Below are 17,426 nucleotides of genomic sequence, written 5' to 3'. Positions count from 1 at the left end.
TCACCGCACGAGCTCGGCCACCACCTCGTCGTCCTCCACGAGGTCGAGTTCCACGAAACCCAGACTGGCGTAGAGCTTGCGCGCGGCCGCGTTTTCGGGCCGATAGGACAGTCGCGCCCGGACGAAGTCGGGCTTGGCCTCGAGCCATGCCAGCAGCACGGTCAACGCCGCCCGCCCGACGCCTTCGCCCTGCCGCGCCGCGTCCACGAGCAGCCCGCCGACCCAGTGCGCGCCGTCGTCGGGGTCGAACCCCCACATGACGTGCCCGACGACGGCCTCGTCGGCACAGATGCCGAGCGAGTGCCACACTCCTTCGCGCGACGACAGCAACAGGTAGCGGGCCGCCGACGGTGGCACGAACTCGCGCTGGTCGTCGCGCGGCACCACGTCGGCGACCGCGCGCCAGTTGTCGTCGGTGATGGCGGTGAGCGTCACAAGACGGCCTCGGCCGTCGCGCACCCCGGAGTCGATCAGGTCGTCGGTCATCGGGCCATGCTGTCAGACCATGGGAGCGAAGAAGAAAGTGTCCCTGCGCTGGAAGAACCCCTGGTCGTTGAAGACGAAGAAGTCGGCGAACCGCAACGACACCGCGCGTCCGTCCTTCAGCACACCGTGGAACTCGCCGTGCACGGCCGCGCGGTCGCCGTCGAGCACGGTGGCGGACACCGAGTGGCTGCCCTCCCGGATGGCCCTTTCCTCGCCGTAGAAGCGTTCCAGGCTCCCGCGGCCTACCAGGGGCGCGTAGCCGGGCCGGTGGTAGACCGCGTCGCCGGCGAACAGGTCCAGCAACCCGATCAGGTCGTGCGCGTCAACTCGTTGGTAGTACTCGCGAATTCGCTGTTCGCGGACGGTCTGGTCGGTCACTACCGTCATTGGAACCCCCATGTTCCTCGCCGGTGTTCAGCAACGTGTCCTCGATGATGGCCATCAGCTCGTCCAGATGGTGGTGCAGGTAGAAATGTCCACCGGAGAACCAGCGGACAGTGGTCCGGCCCGTGTTGAGGTCCTCCCATCGTGCCAGCCGTTCTCCCGTGGTGTCCGGGTCCTGCTCACCGCCGAGGGCGGTGACCGGCACGGCGAACGCCGGGCGCTCGGGGTGCCGGTAGGTCTCGCAGAGTTCGTAGTCCGCCTTCAGGACGCGGAGCAGCAGCCCCATCAGCTCCGGGTGGTCGAGCACCTCGCTCGCCGTGCCCCGCAACCCGGTGATGTGGTCCTGGAACTCCTGGTCCGGCAGCGTGTGCAGCGCGGGACCGGCGAGCGGCAGGTGCGGGGCGCGATAGCCGGAGGCGAACAGGTGCACCGGTGTCCGCCCCCGTTCGGCCAGGGCGTGCGCCAGCTCGTAGCCGATGAGCGCACCCATGCTGTGGCCGAAGACGGCGACCGGCCCGCGCACCCGTTCCAGCGCGGGCTCGACCAGGTTGCCGACGATCTCGGACACCGACCGCACCAGCGGCTCGCCGAAGCGCGCCTCGCGGCCGGGCAGCTGCACCGGCAGCACCTCGATCTCCGGTCCGAGCCGGTCCTGCCAGTCCCGGTAGGCCGATGCCCCCGCGCCGGCGTGCGGCACGCAGATCAGCTGCACCGCCGCTGTGGCAACAGGTGCCGTCGCGAACCAGCGCCCGGTCACAGTTCCTCCTTCGCAACGCCGTCCGGCCAGCAGACCGGCAAGCTCCGCACACCGCGCAACAAAGTGCCCGGCAACCAGCTCAACTCGTCGAACGGCACGTCGAGTGTGATGCTCGGAAAGCGTTCCAGCAACGCACGGATCGCGATGCGACCCTCCATCCTGGCCAGTGGCGCGCCGAGACAGTAGTGCACGCCGTGGCCGAATCCGAGGTGCCCGCCGCCGTCGCGGCGCACGACGAACCGTTCGGGGGCGCTGAACCGCGTCTCGTCGCGGTTGGCCGCCGCGAGCACCACCAGCACCGGGTCGCCCGTCTCGATCGTGACACCGCCGATCTCCATGCGCTCCAGAGCGAACCGGAAGGTCGCCGACTCGATCGGTCCCTCGAACCGCAGCACCTCCTCGACCGCGCCGTCCACCAGCGACAGGTCCGCGAGCAGGGCGGCGAGCTGGTCGGGGTGGCGGATGAGAGTCAGCACGGCGTTGGAGATGAGGTTGACCGTGGTCTCGTGCCCGGCGGAAAGCAGCAGGTAGGCCATCGACCGCAGCTCGGCACCGGTGAGCCGGTCGCTGTCCTCGTCAGTCGTCCTGATCAGCGCACTGAGCAGGTCGTCCCCCGGCTCGGCGCGCTTGGCCGCGACCAGCTCCCCGAGATACTCTTTGAGCTGCCCGAACGCGTCGACCTTCGCGGCCAGCCCGATCGGCGCGTTGATGGCGTTCGACCAGCTGCGGAACGACTCCCGGTCCATCGCGGGCACACCGAGCAGCTCGCAGATCACCCCGATCGACAAAGGGAAGGCGAAGTCCTCCACCAGATCTGCCCGCCCTGCGGCCTGCACGTCGTCCAGCAGAACAGCCACCTGGCGCCGCACACCATCGGCCATCGCCTCAACCCGGCGCGGCGTGAACTCCTTCGACACGAGCCTGCGCAGGCGGGTGTGCTGCGGCGGATCGCTGACCAGCAGGTGCGGCCCGAGGAACTCCTGGTCGAACGAACTGGCACCGATCTTGGTCAGGTCCTTGGACAGCCGGGCGTCAGCGAGCGCCGCACGAGCGACCTCGTACCCGACGACCAACCACATCTCCTGGCCGTCCGGCAGCCGCACCCAGTGCACGGGACCGCGTTCTCGCAACCTCGCGTACACCTCGTGCGGGTCCTTCAACAGATCCCCGGATAACTCGCCGGCCCCCAACCGGACGGTGTCCATCCATGTCTCCCCTCGACACAAAGCACTCTACGCAGCGATTCCGGCGGCCGCGAGGTTCTGGGGAAAGTTCACTCTTAATTCCATTGTGGACAGACAGTTCACAGCTGTCCGCCGGACGTCGACAGGTTCGGCGAGGTGCTCAGGGGACTCAAGCCGGATCCAGCACCGTGTTCGCCTGCAGCACCCGCCCCTGCCCCCGGAGAACGTTCCAGTTGATCAGACAGCTTTGGTCCGATCAGCACTGTCCGTCCCCGCCAGAACCTGAGAGACGGGCGATGGAGGACAAGCGACCCCAGTGGCTGCCCCGGACCTGCCTGGGCCGGGCCGAGCAGTCCGTCGATCGCCGCCGCTGCCGCGTGGCTGGTGCTGGCGGTGATCGGGATCGCCTGGGGCAACAGGCTGCTCCGGCGCGGTTCGACAGGCCGCGAACGGGTTCATTCGCAATGAAATGGGCGTGAACCGGCAGAATCGTCGTCGTGTCACAACACGATGTGCCTGAAGCCGAGCAGGCGGCGGGCAGCACGCTCAACGCCGCGGGGGACGTGCACGGCAACCTGGTGCAGGCCGGGGACATCCACGGGGGCGTTCACCTGTACCTGCAGCCCGAGAGGGCGCACGGGCCGCCTCGCCCGGACGCCTCTCCGCGCTACTACCTCTACCTGAGCGATGCCAAGGTGGACATGCTGCTCTCCCAGGTCGACCCGGACAGCACGGACGTCGCGACCGATCGGCTGGAGCGGGTCCTGGAGCACCTGGAGAACCGCGCCCTCATCGGAACCGTGGACGAGCCGAAGCAGTACGTCCGCGGCGTGATGGCGCTGCGGTGGGACACGCTCGCCGAGGACACCGCCGTCTACTTCGGCGGCCGCACCGACCGGACCGTCGTCGGACTGGGCGGCTCGCCCGGCCTCGTGGGCGTGGTGGACGCCCCAGGCCGTCTGCACCGCCAGGTCCAGCAACCGGGCAAGCCCCCTGTCCTCGCCCTCGTGCAGTCGCCCCTCGTCGAGCAGATCGGCCAGCGACCCGCCGTCCACCCACTCGGCGAACACGCACGGCTGGTCGTCGACGCGGCGCACGTACACGCAGTTGACGACGTTGGGATGCGGTCCGAGCGCGACCCAGGTACCGGCCTCCAGCTCGAACCGGGCACGGCGCGCGACCGTGTCGGTGTGGTCGGGCTTGGGCACCTTGACCGCGAGATCGGTGTTCCAGGTCCGGTGCCGGACCCGGTGCACCACACCCATTCCGCCGGACTTCTGGGGGCCGAGCACCTCGTAGAGCCCGAGAAGAACCTCCCCCCGCCGCCATCCCACCCGCGTCATGACACAAATGTGTCGTGAACGGCGGACTTTGACAACGCGCCCCGGCGACTTCGCTCACCCGTCCGAGTTACCGTGTCGCGATGATCACGGCCGCGCCGGCGGATGGAGCCTGCTCCACCCCGAACCGGCAGCGCAGGGGACCCTCTCAGATCGGCTGCTCACTGGCTGGAAGACTTCGACCGCTGCTCACGGGAGGAGGCGCGCGAGCTTCGCCGGGGCGAGCTCGCGGTAGCTCTCGGTCAGCAGCTCCTTGATCTCGGTCCAGTCGGCGTCAGGTTCGATGATCATGCCGACGACCTGGGTTCCCCAAGCGGCGCGGAAGAACGGGTGGCCGGCACCGACCAGCGAGTCGAACTCCTCGGCCTGGGCCCGGAACGTCATGACCACCGCGGGCTCGGTCAGCTCGGCGGCACGGCTGAACGCGCCGGTACTGCCGGGATGTGCGGTGAAGACGTGCAGGACAGTGCGTTGCCGGATACGCCATCTCGTCCCGACCCAGGCCGGTTCCTCGTAACTCTCGGGCAGGCCGGCGCAGATGCCGCGCAGGGCAGCCAGCACCTCGGGTGGCACGTCGGCGCGGTCGGTCATGGTCGGCAACGCTAGCTCGTTCCGACCGCAGCCGCGTAGCGCGGCTCGGACAGTCTCGCGTGGTTCGGCCTTGGTCGTCCGTGCGACGTTTGCGCTGGAGGCGGAGGCGAACCAATATTGAAAGATGTCGAAGCAAGACACCGGTTGCTGTGAGCCCTCGTCCGAGGAGCCACTCACCGAGGAGCAGGCCACGGAGATGGCGACCGTGTTCAAGGCGCTCGGTGATCCGGTGCGGCTACGGCTGTTGTTCTTGATCGCTTCGCGGCCGTCCGGTGAGGTTTGCGTCTGCGAGCTGACGCCGGCGTTCAACCTCTCGCAGCCGACGATTTCGCATCACCTCAAACTGCTGCGGCAGGCGGGGCTTGTCGACTCCGAGCGCAGGGGCACCTGGGTGTACTACCGGGTGCGTCCGGAGACGGCGAACAGGATGTCCGCGCTGCTGGCCGGCGTCAGCGGAGAGCGCACCCCCGTGTAGGAGGACGGGCTGAGTCGACTCGTGTCGAGCGTGGGCGAACCATCGCTTGTCTCCGGCCGGCCGCGGGGATCGACCGCGGCTGCGAGCAACCCGATGATCAACGGTTCGAGGGCGTCATCGTGGCCGGGCGGCCAACTCCGCGTCGATCCTCGCCACCGTTGCTTTCGCTGTCGGCCCGACGCCGATCAGGGTCGCCGACGCGGCTCCGGTCCAGCCGCCGTACCCGAGCAGGTGCATGCGCGGCTCCCCGATCGCCGTGGTGCCCTCCACCGCGATCCGGCCACGCTCGTCCCTCAGCCGCAACGGCGAGAGGTGGCCCAGAGCGGGCCGGAAGCCGCTGGCCCAGATCACGACGTCGGCTCGAGCGAGCACGTCGGCGTCCATCGGCGTGGCCGTGAGCAGGCCGCTGTCCCGCGCTTGCCGGACTGGCGGCACTGCCACGATGTCGCCGAGCTCGCCGACTCCGCCCGCGCGTCGGCTGGCGATGTCGAACAGGGCCTTGCCGTCGATTTCGTCCGGCAGATAGCGCGGCGGTCTTCGGGTCATCCATGTCGGCGACACGTGGGGCAGCAGATCGGCCGCGATCTGTGCGCCGGAGTTGCCGCCCCCGACCACGACCACCTTCTGCCCGGCGAACTCACCCGGGTCGCGGTAGTCGACGGTGTGCAGCTGACGGCCGGGTAGCTCCATCAGCGGCCGGAATGGCCGCCACCAGGTGCCGGTCGCGCTGATCACGTGCCGTGCGGACCAGTCCCCGGAATCAGTGCGCACCTTCAGTTCGTCGCCGTCGCGGCTCACCGAGGTCACCACGACCGGCCGTCGCACCGGCACGTCGTAGCGCTTCTCATAGGCGGCGAGGTAGTCGACCACGTGTTGAGCGGTCGGGTAGCCGTCGGAGAAGGCCGGCATCGGCCAGCCGGGCAAGGAGCTGTGGCGCGCGATCGAGAACAGCCGCAGCGAGTTCCACCCGTGCGGCCACGCTCCGCCGGGGATCGGCTGGGCGTCGAGCACCACATAGGACAGCCCTGCGCGGCGCAGGTAGTAGGCGGCGGCCAGTCCTGCTTGACCTCCGCCGATCACGACCACGTCAGACGCCGGCACCGGTCACCCACCGGCGCCGCAGCCACAGGCTGACGTAGACGAGGCCGACGAGCACCGGGACCTCGATCAGCGGTCCGACCACGCCGGCGAGGGCCTGACCGGACGTCACACCGAACACGCCGATCGCGACGGCGATGGCGAGCTCGAAGTTGTTGCCCGCCGCCGTGAAGGCCAGGGTCGTGGTGCGCTCGTACGACAGTCCCGAGGTCTTGCCCAGCGCGTAGGACCCGGCCCACATGATCGTGAAGTACGCCAGCAGCGGCAGCGCTATCCTCACAACGTCGAGCGGGCGGCTCGTGATGGTCTCTCCCTGCAGGGCGAACAGGACGACGATCGTGAACAGCAGGCCGTACAGCGCGATCGGTCCGACACGCGGCAGGTAGGTCGACTCGTACCATTCCCGGCCCTTCGCGCGCTCCCCCAGCTTTCGGCTGAGGTAGCCGGCCAGCAACGGGATGCCGAGGAAGGTCAGCACGGACTTGGCGATCTCCCAGGCGGAGAACTCCACCGAGGCGGTTCCCAGGCCGAGCCAGCCGGGCAGCAAGACGAGGTAGAACCAGCCGAGCACGCCGAACATGATCACCTGGAACACGGAGTTGAGCGCCACGAGCACCGCGGCGGCCTCGCGGTCACCGCACGCGAGGTCGTTCCAGATGATGACCATCGCGATGCAGCGGGCCAGGCCGACGATGACCAGTCCGGTGCGGTACTCGGGCAGGTCGGCGAGGAAGATCCAGGCCAGTGCGAACATCAGCGCCGGGCCGAGCACCCAGTTCAGCACGAGTGACAGCACCATCGTGCGCGTGTCGCGGGTGACGGTGCCGAGCCTGTCGTAGCGGACCTTCGCGAGCACCGGATACATCATCAACAGCAGGCCGAGTGCGATCGGGAGCGACACGTCCCCGACTTTCACCGACTCGAGCACGCCCCGCAGGCCCGGCACGAACCGGCCGAGTCCCAGCCCTGCGAGCATGGCGAGGCCGATCCACACCGGCAGCAGCCTGTCCAGGAAGGACAGTCGGTGCAGCACGTCCGGCGCGGCGGTTTCCCTGGCGGTCAACGAGTTCTCCGAGGTATGGGACAGGCGTCGTCGCCCGACGGCGTGCCGGGTGGCGGGCGGTTCGGTCAGGTCAGTCGCGGCAGGCGCCGGCCTCACGCAGCGGACCGCCCGGTGCCAGCACGGCCGCGAGCGTGTCGATGGCGGCGTTGTCGATGCGGTACCAGCTCCACGTACCGCGGCGTTCGCGACTGAGGACTCCGGCCTGCACAAGGATCTTGAGATGGTGGCTCAGCGAGGACTGCGGCATGTCGAACTGGCCGGCGAGGTCGCAGAAGCAGGCTTCCTGTCCCTCGGTCCGGCGGACCAGGCCGACCAGCTCGACACGGACGGGGTCGCCGAGCGCCTTGAACAGGCGGGCGGCCGTCGTCGAGTCGAGCAGCGTCTGGCCGGGACTGGTCACGACCAAGACCATAGCCGCTTGAATTGACAAAAGTCGATGCACCGAGTGTGATCTGCCCTGCTCGTCCGAACCGCCCAGGGACGCACCCGCTGGGAACAAGGAGAACCGACGTGTCCAAGACCCCAGAAGTGCTGTTCGTCTGCGTGCACAACGCGGGCCGGTCCCAGATGGCCGCGGCGCTGCTGCGGCACTACGGCTTGGGCCGCATCGCCGTCCGCTCGGCAGGCTCCGACCCCGCCGAGAAGGTCAACCCCGCCGCCGCGGCCGCGCTGGCCGAGTGGGGCCTGGACATCACCGCCGAGATCCCGTCGAAGCTCACCGGCTCCGACGTCGAGGCGTCCGACGTCGTGATCACCATGGGCTGCGGCGACACCTGCCCGGTGTTCCCCGGCAAGCGCTACCTCGACTGGCAGCTGGAAGACCCGGCGGGCCAGGGCCTCGACGCGGTCCGGCCGATCCGTGACGACATCGACCGCCGTGTGCGCGGCCTGGTCGCCGAACTGCTCGACCAGTAGCGCGAGACGCCGGCGCTCGACAACGCGGCCGCCTGCACCACGATCACGCCCAGCACCACGAACACCGCGGGAGGGCCGCCGTGGTGTCAGTGGGCACTGGGTGCGAAACCGATCGTCAGCACACCGTTTTCCGGCGAACCGCAGCAACCGCCCTCGTTCTTCCGCGCCTCCGGCTCGTCGAACACGCCGGCCCCACCGCACACACCGGTCTCGGGCAGGACGAGCTCGACCCGGCCTGCCGCCTCGTGGTCGCCGGCGATCGCGGCCACGACCGAACGGGCCTGCTCATACCCCGTCAGCGAGAGGAACGTAGGCGCGCGGCCGTAGCTCTTGATGCCCACGAGGTAGACGTTCGGCTCGGGGTGACGCAGCTCGGCCTCGCCGTGCGGGTAGACGGTGCCACACGAGTGGACGTTCGGGTCGATCAGCGGCGCGAGCTTCGTCGGCGCCTGGAGCACCGGGTCCAGGTCGAGGCGGATCTCCGACAACCACGACAGGTCCGGCCGGAACCCGGTCAGCACGACGACCTCGTCGACGCCCTCGACCCGGTGCCCGTCGAACGATTCCAGCGTGAGCCTGCCGTCCTCGGCTCGTTCGACAACCGCCGTGCGGAAGCCGGTCACGGTCGAGATGTGCCCGGCCTCGGCCGCCTTCTTCGCGCGCAGACCCAACGCGCCGCGTGCCGGCAGCTGATCCGCCTCACCGCCACCGAACGCGTTGCCCACGGCTCCCCTGCGCAGCAGCCAGACGATCTCCGTACCCGGCTCCTGCTCGGCGAGCTCCGCCAGCACCACCAAAACCGTCAGCGCGGAGTGGCCGCTACCGGCGACCGCGATCCGCTTACCCGCGTAGCGAGCGCGATCAGCCACCAGATCAGGGATGCGGTAGGTGATCTGCGCGGCCGCCGCCTTCTCTCCCACCGCCGGGAGGCCGTCTCCGCCGAGCGGGTTCGGCGAGCCCCACGTGCCGGATGCGTCGATCACCGCACGTGCCGTGATCCGTTCCTCACCGTCGGCGGTCCGCACGTGCACGGTCAGCGGTTCGGCCTCGCGTCCCGAGTCCACGATCCGATCCCGGCCGCGACGCGCCAATCCCACCACGCGAGCACCGAAACGAACACGATCCCCCAGCACCTCGGCGAGTGGCCGCAGGTAGCTCTCCACCCACTCCTCGCCCTTCGGATAGACATCGCCGTCGGGCCGCACCCACCCGGCTTGCGTCAGCAGGCGCTCGGCCGCCGGGTCGACGAGTTCGCTCCACCGCGAGAACAGCCGGACATGGTTCCACTCAGACACGGCCGCACCGGCACGATCGCCCGCCTCCAGGACGAGCACCCGCTCGCCGCGTTCGACCAGGTTCGCCGCCACGGACAAACCCGCAGGCCCGGCACCTACTACGACGACCGGAAGCTCCCTCACCACACACCCCTTGCATTGATGGATTTCAAAACAACACGGCGGACTCTATCGACCCGGATCGATTGACGCAACCATCGATCTGCGTCGATACTTCAGCCATGACCACGACAGCGCCCACACCGGCCGTGCTGCCCGCCGATGATGCCGCGACCTACGCGGACTGGTTCGCGTGTCTCGCGGAGCCGACCCGCGTACGCCTGCTGCACGCCGTGGCGACCGCCGGGCGTTCCATGACCGTCGGCGAGCTGACCGAACTCGTCGGAATCAGCCAGTCCACGTGCTCCCACCACGTGCGCAAGCTCGTCGAGGTGGGCTTCCTGCGCCAGCACAAGGAAGGCACCGCGACACATGTCAGCGTGAACCCGTCGTGCTGCACCGGCCTGCCCCACGCCGCCGACGTCGTCATGGGCGTTCTCGCGCCCCGCCCGTGCTGCCCGACCGATCTGCCGGCCGACGTGCTGATCCGGCCGTTGGAGGTCTCCGACTGGAACGCCGTGCGCCGCATCTACGGCGAGGGCATCGCCACCGGACACGCCACCTTCGAAACCGAAGTACCCCTGCGCCGGGCTCTCGACGCCAAATGGCTCCCCGACCACCGCTGGGTCGCCGAGGTCGACGGCCAGGTAGCAGGATGGGCCGCCGCGACCGCGGTGTCCACGAGGGACTGCTACGCGGGCGTGGCCGAGACCTCCGTCTACGTGGGCGCGGACTTCCGCGGCCGAGGCGTCGGCAAAGCCTTGGTGCACAAGCAGGTCACCGCCGCCGACGACGCCGGGCTGTGGACGTTGCAGACCTCGATCTTCCCCGAGAACCGCGCAAGCCTTGCCCTGCACCATTCCGCGGGCTTCCGCACGCTGGGCGTCCGCGAACGCATCGCCCAGCACCACGGCGTATGGCGCGACACCGTCTTCCTGGAACGCCGCACCGCCAACTAGCCCGGACCGTCCACCCGTCCGTCATCGTGCTCGGTGACGGCTTCTTCGAGGTGCCCATGAACAGCCACGACGCCATCATCATCGGCGCAGGCCAGTCCGGCCTCGACAACCTCCCGCTCGGTCCTTGGCTGCCCGACGGCTTCACCACCCCAGTGCTGGACACCGGCGTCTACCGCGCCGCCCTCGCCCGCCACCGTCCCGACCGCAGGCCGATGTTCACCGCCCTGGACCGCTCCAAGGTCATCTGGCGCGACGAGCAACGTGAGCACGCTGACGCGATCATCCTTGCCACCGGCTACCGCCCCGACCTGCCCTACCTGGCCGCACTCGGCTCCGAGCACAGCCGCGGTCTCTCCCGCCACCACCGCGGACTCGGTTTCGTCGGCCTCGAATGGCAGCGCAGCCTCTCCTCCGCCACCCCTGCGCGGCGCCGGTCGCGACGCCACCTATGTCGTCAGCCGCCTTCTGAAGAATCTTCAGGATCAGGAGGCACGCTTTCCTTCCATGACCCATTCGGGGCGGCACGTTCGTCGAACCCCGGTGGTGGACCGTACGCACGACCGCGCTGGCGCATGAGGTGGTGTAGGCGTTCATGCGGCCGCGCATCTTGTTGTTCAGCACGGCGTTGAGCTGTGCGCCGATGGCGGCGTCCTTCTGCGTGGGGCCGCTGGCGGCGCACGAGAGGGCGGCATGGCGGCTGACCTGGTGCGGACAGATCTCCGTCGCGTGTGGGCGGGCAGCGTGGTCAGGACGGCGAGCGTGACTTTCCGGAACATCGTCTTCTCCTGTCATGAGCCGCGGTGGCGCCCCACCCCCAGCGGGGCGCCACCGCGGGCGGGGTGTCAGAGATGCACGCAGAGCTGTCCGCGGCGCTCGTAGCCGCCGCCTTCCTTCACCCACGCCTCACCGCAGAAGTCCGTGCCCTTCCGAACCCTGCGGTCGAACTGGATGACCACCCAGGGCACGGGGTTGCCATCCGCGCCGACCACGTGCGGCTCGACGTTCGACGTGAACCCCACGTGGCCGTACCAACTGGGTCCGCGACCGTTCTGGTAAACCTCCACTTTTTCCACCAGCAGGCCGGAGTGGATGACGCTGATGCAGACGTATTCGACGCACTTCTGCGAATTCAGCACCCTTTCCCCTCCGGCCGCCGAGGCGGTTCCGGCGGCAAGAGCGGCGAACGCGCAGAGGACGGCCAGTGCCAGACGTAGCTTCGACATCGTGGATTCCTTGCTCGAGAGTCGATTCACCCGATTGGTCAGAGAGGCGACGGGCTGTACCCGTTCCGCGATCCAGGTCTACCGCATCGGGGAATTGTTTCCGCGCGCCGGACGGCCGAGACAATCAACGCGAGACAACCCGGAACGCAGGAGACAACCCGGCCGAGCCGGTCGGATGGAGGGGGCGTGCATGCCACGGCCTGAGAGCCCGGTGGATCCGCACGCGGGTGTGGTGCAACTCTTCGCCCACGACCTGCGCCTGCTGCGGGAGAAGGCGGGCTGCCCGCCGTACCGGGCACTGGCGCAGCGTGCCCACTACGCGCCGGCGACTCTGGCTCGGGCGGCCGGAGGGCGTGAGTTCCCGAGCCTCGCCGTGACCCTGGCGTACGTGCGGGCCTGCGAGGGTGACGAAGAACAATGGGAAAGTCGTTGGCACGAAGCCGCCGCGGCTCGGGTGCCGGAAATGCGCGTGGAACCGGATCGGCACTCGCCTGCGGAATCGGAGGCGCCGGCACAACCGGAGGAACCGAAGAAAGCTGTCCGCTCTCGAATCCGCCGCGGCCGACTGGTCGCGATCCTGGCCGCGCTGTTCCTGCTGGCGGGAACGACGGTGGCGGTCGTGGTCACCGCGGGAACCGATCCGCCACAACGCGGGAAACCGCCGGTCGGGAAAGCGGAGATGGTCGACATCCACACCGCCGCCGACGGCACGGTCCGGGCCTGGTCGAACACGGGCGGCTTCCCGGAGTGGCCGTGGAGCGACCCGGTCAGCATGGTGCTGGGCCAGGTCGACCCGGCTCTGGCCCGCTTCGCCGACCTGGACGGCGACGGGTTCGACGAACTGATCCGGATCGCCGCCGACGGGACGATCACGGCGTGGTGGAACGACAGGGGCTTCCCCGACCGCCCATGGCATGCGTCGGTGATCGTCGGCACGGCATCGGCGACCGATCCGGCCGGCATCCACTTCGCCGATCTGGACGGCGACGGCAGAGACGAGCTGATCACCGTCGAAGAGGTGGTCCGCGCCTGGCCCAACACCGGCGACTTCCCGGAGTGGCCGTGGAGCGACCCGGTGGATCTGGGTCAGGCACCGCCCGGGCACACGCGGTTCGCCGATCTCGACGGCGACGCGAAGGCCGAGCTGATCACCTTGGGCACCACCTCCGGTACCCCGGTCCAAGCCAGACGCAACACGGGCGCCTTCCCCGCTCGGCCGTGGGGCACAGCCGTCGACCTCGGACCGAGCCACGCCGACCCCGAGCGCGTCCGCTTCGCGGATCTCGACGGCGACGGCTTCGACGAGCTGATCTCGATCAACCCGGACGGCACGACCTCGGCGTGGTGGAACAACCACGCCTTCCCCGACCACCCGTGGCACGCCTCGGTGATGATCGGCAAGGGCTGGATCGGTGACCCGGTGAGCATCCAGTTCGCCGACCTCACGGGCGACGACCAGCCTGGCGTCCACACCCGCTGACGGGTCCGCGCCTCGTCCTGCACCCCGGCAGACCACAAAGCGACCACGGCGAACACCACCTGATCCGGGAGCACTGGTCCGAACAGCACGACAAGGCCTATCCCGGCGAGTCGGGGCAGGACGGTCCCGAGCGCACCGAGCAACTGCGGGGCGCCGTTCATCGGCTTGGGGTGAGCGTGTTGCAGGGCGGGGCCGACATCGCCGCCGGGTGTGGCTCCGGGCTCGACCGGGCGGTGGGGTCGGTCGTCGACCGAGGCTCGTCGGTGTGGAGTGGCACGGGTTCCAGTTTGCTCTTGAAGTGCCTGAGCAGGGTGGGCTGCTCGGTGATCCGGTAACCGGGCAGGCGGTCGGCGTGCTGGGCGACGCGTGCCAGGGTCCGGCCGACGTGCTCGATGTGGCCTTGGCTGTAGACCCGGCGCGGGATGGCCAGGCGGACCAGTTCCCAGGGGGCGCTGATCACGGGGTCGCCGTGCTCGTCCTCCTTGCCCAGGTAGAGGGAGCCGCATTCCACGCCGCGGATGCCACCTTCCAGGTACAGCGCGCAGGCCAGCGCGTGCCCGGGGAAGCGGTGCGGGGGGATGTGCGGCAGGAGTCGGCCGGCGTTGAGGTAGACCGCGTGCACACCAGGTGGCTCCACCACCGCGACCCCGGCCGCCCGCGCCAGTTCGGCGAGGTAGGCAGTCGTGCTCGCCCTGGCCCGCAGGTAGTCGGGGTCGGTGACCTCGACCAGTCCCTGTGCGAGCATGTCCAGGTCACGGCCGGCCAGGCCGCCGTAGGTGGGGAAGCCCTCGGTGGCGACGAGCAGCAGTTCGCACCGCTGGGCCAGGTCGCGGTCGCGCAGGCCCAGGAACCCGCCGGTGTTGACCAGGCCGTCCTTCTTCATGCTGGCCGTGCAGCCGTCCGCGAGCCGGAACGCCTCCTCGGCCACCTCGCGCGGGCTGTGGTCGCGGTAGCCGGGCTCGTGCCGGGTCACCAGCCAGGCGTTCTCCGCGAAGCGCGCCGCGTCCAGGAACAGCGGCACCCCGTGGGCCCGGCACAGCCGGGCGGTCTCGGCGAGGTTGGCCATCGAGACGGGCTGGCCGCCCATGCCGTTGCTGGTCAGCGTCATGACCACCGCGGCCACCCGCGGGCTGTCCTGGCCGGTGAGGGTGCGGTGCAACGCGTCCAGGTCGATGTCACCTTTGAACCGGTGCGGGCTGTCCAGGTCCGCGGCCTCCGGGCACGGCAGGTCGCGGGCCTGGCCTCCGGCCAGTTCGACGTTGGCGCGGGTGGTGTCGAAGTGGGTGTTGCCGAGGGTGATCTGCCCCGGCCGCAGCAGGGTGGAGAACAGGATGCGTTCGGCGGCCCGTCCCTGGTGCACCGGCAGGACGTGCGGGTAGGAGGTCAGGTCCTCGACCACCGTCCGGAACCGGTGGAACGAGCGAGCCCCGGCGTAGCTCTCGTCGCCGAGCATCGCCGCGGCCATCTGCGCGGCGGACAGCGCCCCGGTGCCCGAGTCGGTCAGCAGGTCGATGGTCACCTCCTCGGCCCGCAGGTCGAACAGGTTGTGGTGCGCTCGTCGCAGCGCCTGCTCGCGCTGGGCTCGCGTGGTGAGGGGGATCGGTTCCACGACCTTGGCGCGGAACGGTTCCATGACCGGCACGTCGTCCACGCCCTTCACCGGCCCGGCACCGCGTCGGGAACGCGTGGGCGGGGCGGCCGCACTCGGTTGGCTTCCGCGGACAGGTACACGGTCAGCCTCTCGGCGTGCGGTGTGGACACCTGCGACAGGTAGGAGATCAACCCCACTCCGGCGTCCAGTCGCCGCCCGGTCACCGCGGCCAACGCCCGGTCCAGCACCACCGGGTCGTGCCCCCGGCGGCGCATCGCCGCCACCGCGCGGGCTCGCGCCTCGCCGTCGTGCTCGACGTAGTCCCGGACCGGGACGTGCACCGTGTACCCGCCGGGCCGTTCCCGCTCGACGTCGACCAGCGAGTAGCACGAGACCAAAGGGCGCGCTGTGAACGGGCCCGCCCCGGCGGCGGCGCGGCAGAACTCCTCGACAGTTCCCCCGATGATCCCGGGAACCGCGCCCGCCGCCCGCGCAGCGTCCTCAGGGCCGCCGCCGTGGTGAGCGAAGTAGACCTTCACCCGCGGCCGGGACCACCGCCCGAGATCCAGCGCGAAGTACATCGGCCGGCCGCCGTCGGCCACCGCGTCGCCGACCAGCCGGCGGGCGCGGCGGAACCCCAACCGGATCAGCCCTTCCTGGACCAGCTCCAGGGCCTGCCCGTCACCCCGTGCACCCAGGTCGAAGTAGATTTTGAACGACGGCTCGCCGTGCCCGGTCAGCACGACCGCGCACCACAGCCCGAACGCTCCCTGCGGCCGGTCGGGGAGGAACAGGTCTTCGACCAGGGCGAACCGCCGCAGGTCGAAGCCGTAGCGCTCCGCCAGCCCGCACAGGACCCGTCGGCCGACCGCCGTGTTCTCCCGCACCCCCGGCGGTGTCCCGTTCGGTTCGGCCAGCAGGCGCAGCTGCGGCGCCCGGCCCGCTTCGAACGAGATCGAGTACTCGACGGGCGAGTGGTCGTCGGCCACGACCGAGCACCACGCCCCGGCCGCGCCGGTCGGGAGTGCGGCGGAGGGGCCGAGCAGCGTACTCGGCAGCTGCTCGAACTCCGTGCGCCGGCCCGGAGGCCCCACCGCCTCGACCAGTGCACCGAACTGGTCGTGCACGAGCTGACCCAGCGAACCAGAGCGAGGGTTCGGGACGGCGGGACAAGAAGACGCGATTGTGTTGAACATGGTGAAATCACCTGACCCCCAGAGTCATATGGCAACTCCAGTAACCACGACATTCCGTGATCACGAAAGCGCTACAGCCCGTACGGGGGACACACGTCCCCTGATCGAGTTGCCGAACGCCGGTGCGTTTTCCCGACGCCCGAGGCCGAACGGAAAGCCGTCGGCTGCCGAGGTGTCGGGCACAGGCCCCGGATGATCGCAAAGCCCCGGCAGTGGCCCGTGACGATCACGCCCCTGCACCGGGGCGGTCGGTGACGAAGCTCCGGTAGCGGCCGAGGAACGGCGACTACACGGGTCACCGGCTGCTCCAGGTGGTTTCGGGCGGCAAGACCGGTGAAGCGTCGACCAGGGAATGCGGTGGTTCTGTCGCCGTCACCAACGACGCCCCGACCAGTGCCGCACTGCCCGGCTCACGCCGATCGCCCGCGTTCGGCGGCTCGGGTGGGAGCAGCGCAGAACAGCGCCTGCGGCTCCGGTTCCAGCCTGGTGACCGGCTGGTCGGGTGGAGTCGGGCTGATCACCCGGTCGCCGACGCGCCTCACGGTATGCGTGTTGTAGGCGCCATGGTGGCAGGGCCGCTGCAGGCGTCGACAGGACTACGAACGCTTCCTGCGACACAAGAAGTCAAGCGACCACTGGAAGAACCTCTGTCTGTCTCATGTAGACGGAAGAAGATGCGGCATCGGTGGCCGGTGGCTCGTCCGGCATCACCTCGTGGGGGTCCACGGTGGTGGCCGCCGCACGGGCGTTCCGCGAGAAGTACGGCGACCACCCCGCGGAAGGCGACGAAGCCGGCGCATCCATGCCTGAAGAGTCCGAACAGGACGACTACGCCATGCACGCCTTCGGCGCCCAGTTCGCCGAAGTCCGCGTCGACGCCGACACCGGCGAGGTGCGGGTGTCCCGGCTGCTCGGCGTGTTCGCCGTCGGCCGGGTCGTCAACCCCCGCCTGGCCCGCTCCCAGCTCATCGGCGGCATGACCATGGGCCTGTCCATGGCTCTGCACGAGCACAGCCTGCTCGACGAACGCTTCGGCCACGTGATGAACCACGACCTCGCCGAGTACCACATCGCCACCAACCGCGACATGCCCCACGTCGAGGCGCACTGGATCGACGAGCACGACCCGCACACCAACCCCATGGGCACCAAGGGCGTCGGTGAGATCGGCATCGTCGGGACCGCCGCCGCCATCGCCAACGCCGCCCACCACGCCACCGGCATCCGCGTGCGGGACCTGCCGCTCACCCTCGACCACTTCCTGCGCTGATCCCGAGTTCGCGGCGGAAC

The 17,426-nt window shown here is 69.7% G+C and carries 17 protein-coding genes and 3 pseudogenes; 7 read left to right on the top strand and 13 right to left on the bottom strand.

Going from position 1 to position 17,426, the window contains the following annotated elements; translation table 11 throughout:
- From BLT23_RS23840 to BLT23_RS23825, 4 genes are read right to left on the bottom strand one after another with little or no spacing between them, the layout of a single operon-like run.
- Positions 1-486, bottom strand: coding sequence for a GNAT family N-acetyltransferase (locus BLT23_RS23840; RefSeq protein WP_218133864.1), 486 nt, complete (start codon positions 484-486; stop codon positions 1-3).
- 12 nt (positions 487-498) lie between these two features.
- The gene (locus BLT23_RS23835) at positions 499-864 is read right to left on the bottom strand and encodes a nuclear transport factor 2 family protein (RefSeq protein WP_245744124.1); all 366 of its coding nucleotides are present in this window, start codon (positions 862-864) and stop codon (positions 499-501) included.
- Complete coding sequence (locus BLT23_RS23830) at positions 809-1,627, bottom strand: thioesterase II family protein (RefSeq protein ID WP_090052317.1); 819 nt, start codon at positions 1,625-1,627, stop codon at positions 809-811. The genes BLT23_RS23835 and BLT23_RS23830 overlap by 56 nt, the downstream gene beginning before the upstream one ends.
- Positions 1,624-2,832 carry a cytochrome P450 family protein gene (locus BLT23_RS23825; RefSeq protein WP_090052315.1) on the bottom strand — a complete coding sequence of 403 codons (1,209 nt, stop codon included), beginning with the start codon at positions 2,830-2,832 and terminating at the stop codon, positions 1,624-1,626. The genes BLT23_RS23830 and BLT23_RS23825 overlap by 4 nt, the downstream gene beginning before the upstream one ends.
- Before the next feature lie 476 nt (positions 2,833-3,308).
- Here BLT23_RS23825 and BLT23_RS42285 point away from each other — a divergent pair.
- Positions 3,309-3,851: pseudogene (locus tag BLT23_RS42285) on the top strand (DUF7019 family protein); the annotation flags it as partial.
- Here BLT23_RS42285 and BLT23_RS42280 read toward each other — a convergent pair.
- Positions 3,801-4,076 (bottom strand): annotated as a pseudogene (locus tag BLT23_RS42280) (hypothetical protein); the annotation flags it as partial. The pseudogenes BLT23_RS42285 and BLT23_RS42280 overlap by 51 nt on opposite strands.
- A gap of 264 nt (positions 4,077-4,340) precedes the next feature.
- A complete protein-coding gene (locus BLT23_RS23815) occupies positions 4,341-4,742 on the bottom strand; it encodes an MmcQ/YjbR family DNA-binding protein (RefSeq protein ID WP_089962278.1) in 402 nt (133 codons plus the stop codon).
- A 124-nt stretch (positions 4,743-4,866) separates the two neighbouring features.
- Between BLT23_RS23815 and BLT23_RS23810 the strand changes: the two genes are divergently transcribed.
- Positions 4,867-5,217 (top strand): ArsR/SmtB family transcription factor, encoded by a 351-nt coding sequence (locus tag BLT23_RS23810; RefSeq protein ID WP_090052310.1) that lies wholly within the window; start codon positions 4,867-4,869, stop codon positions 5,215-5,217.
- A gap of 114 nt (positions 5,218-5,331) precedes the next feature.
- Here BLT23_RS23810 and BLT23_RS23805 read toward each other — a convergent pair whose 3' ends face one another.
- From BLT23_RS23805 to BLT23_RS23795, 3 genes are all read right to left on the bottom strand, one after another.
- On the bottom strand, positions 5,332-6,318 hold the full coding sequence (locus BLT23_RS23805) for an ArsO family NAD(P)H-dependent flavin-containing monooxygenase (RefSeq protein ID WP_218133863.1): 987 nt from the start codon (positions 6,316-6,318) through the stop codon (positions 5,332-5,334).
- Positions 6,305-7,378, bottom strand: coding sequence for an ACR3 family arsenite efflux transporter (arsB, locus tag BLT23_RS23800; RefSeq protein WP_090052308.1), 1,074 nt, complete (start codon positions 7,376-7,378; stop codon positions 6,305-6,307). The genes BLT23_RS23805 and arsB overlap by 14 nt, the downstream gene beginning before the upstream one ends.
- Positions 7,379-7,448: 70 nt before the next feature.
- Complete coding sequence (locus BLT23_RS23795; protein ID WP_245744122.1) at positions 7,449-7,778, bottom strand: ArsR/SmtB family transcription factor; 330 nt, start codon at positions 7,776-7,778, stop codon at positions 7,449-7,451.
- A gap of 110 nt (positions 7,779-7,888) precedes the next feature.
- Between BLT23_RS23795 and BLT23_RS23790 the strand changes: the two genes are divergently transcribed.
- On the top strand, positions 7,889-8,293 hold the full coding sequence (locus tag BLT23_RS23790) for an arsenate reductase ArsC (RefSeq protein ID WP_090052304.1): 405 nt from the start codon (positions 7,889-7,891) through the stop codon (positions 8,291-8,293).
- A gap of 86 nt (positions 8,294-8,379) precedes the next feature.
- Here the strand turns inward: BLT23_RS23790 and BLT23_RS23785 are convergent, their stop codons facing one another.
- Entirely contained in the window at positions 8,380-9,711 is a 1,332-nt protein-coding gene (locus BLT23_RS23785; protein WP_090052302.1) for an FAD-dependent oxidoreductase, read from the bottom strand.
- Positions 9,712-9,809: 98 nt separating this feature from the next.
- Here BLT23_RS23785 and BLT23_RS23780 point away from each other — a divergent pair, with 98 nt between their 5' ends.
- Positions 9,810-10,646 (top strand): helix-turn-helix domain-containing GNAT family N-acetyltransferase, encoded by an 837-nt coding sequence (locus BLT23_RS23780; protein ID WP_090052300.1) that lies wholly within the window; start codon positions 9,810-9,812, stop codon positions 10,644-10,646.
- A gap of 26 nt (positions 10,647-10,672) precedes the next feature.
- On the top strand, positions 10,673-11,275 hold the full coding sequence (locus tag BLT23_RS40115; RefSeq protein ID WP_143036017.1) for an NAD(P)/FAD-dependent oxidoreductase: 603 nt from the start codon (positions 10,673-10,675) through the stop codon (positions 11,273-11,275).
- Positions 11,276-11,488: 213 nt separating this feature from the next.
- Here BLT23_RS40115 and BLT23_RS23770 read toward each other — a convergent pair whose 3' ends face one another.
- On the bottom strand, positions 11,489-11,899 hold the full coding sequence (locus BLT23_RS23770; RefSeq protein ID WP_143036016.1) for a hypothetical protein: 411 nt from the start codon (positions 11,897-11,899) through the stop codon (positions 11,489-11,491).
- Positions 11,900-12,059: 160 nt separating this feature from the next.
- On the opposite strand from BLT23_RS23770, the gene BLT23_RS42190 reads away from it, so the two are divergent.
- Positions 12,060-13,349 carry an FG-GAP-like repeat-containing protein gene (locus tag BLT23_RS42190; RefSeq protein ID WP_143036015.1) on the top strand — a complete coding sequence of 430 codons (1,290 nt, stop codon included), beginning with the start codon at positions 12,060-12,062 and terminating at the stop codon, positions 13,347-13,349.
- 157 nt (positions 13,350-13,506) lie between these two features.
- On the opposite strand, the gene BLT23_RS23760 is transcribed toward BLT23_RS42190, so the two are convergent.
- Positions 13,507-14,982 (bottom strand): tryptophanase, encoded by a 1,476-nt coding sequence (locus BLT23_RS23760; protein WP_090052883.1) that lies wholly within the window; start codon positions 14,980-14,982, stop codon positions 13,507-13,509.
- A gap of 23 nt (positions 14,983-15,005) precedes the next feature.
- Complete coding sequence (locus BLT23_RS23755; protein WP_176946896.1) at positions 15,006-16,067, bottom strand: tryptophan dimethylallyltransferase family protein; 1,062 nt, start codon at positions 16,065-16,067, stop codon at positions 15,006-15,008.
- Between the two features lie 748 nt (positions 16,068-16,815).
- Between BLT23_RS23755 and BLT23_RS23750 the strand changes: the two are divergent.
- Positions 16,816-17,406: pseudogene (locus BLT23_RS23750) on the top strand (molybdopterin cofactor-binding domain-containing protein); the annotation flags it as partial.
- Between the last annotated feature and the right edge of the window lie 20 nt (positions 17,407-17,426).

This window comes from Lentzea fradiae, from assembly GCF_900100955.1.
Lineage (GTDB): Bacteria > Actinomycetota > Actinomycetes > Mycobacteriales > Pseudonocardiaceae > Lentzea > Lentzea fradiae.
The sequence above is the reverse complement of the archived record's forward strand: the minus strand, read 5'-3'. Positions and strand labels throughout refer to the sequence as shown.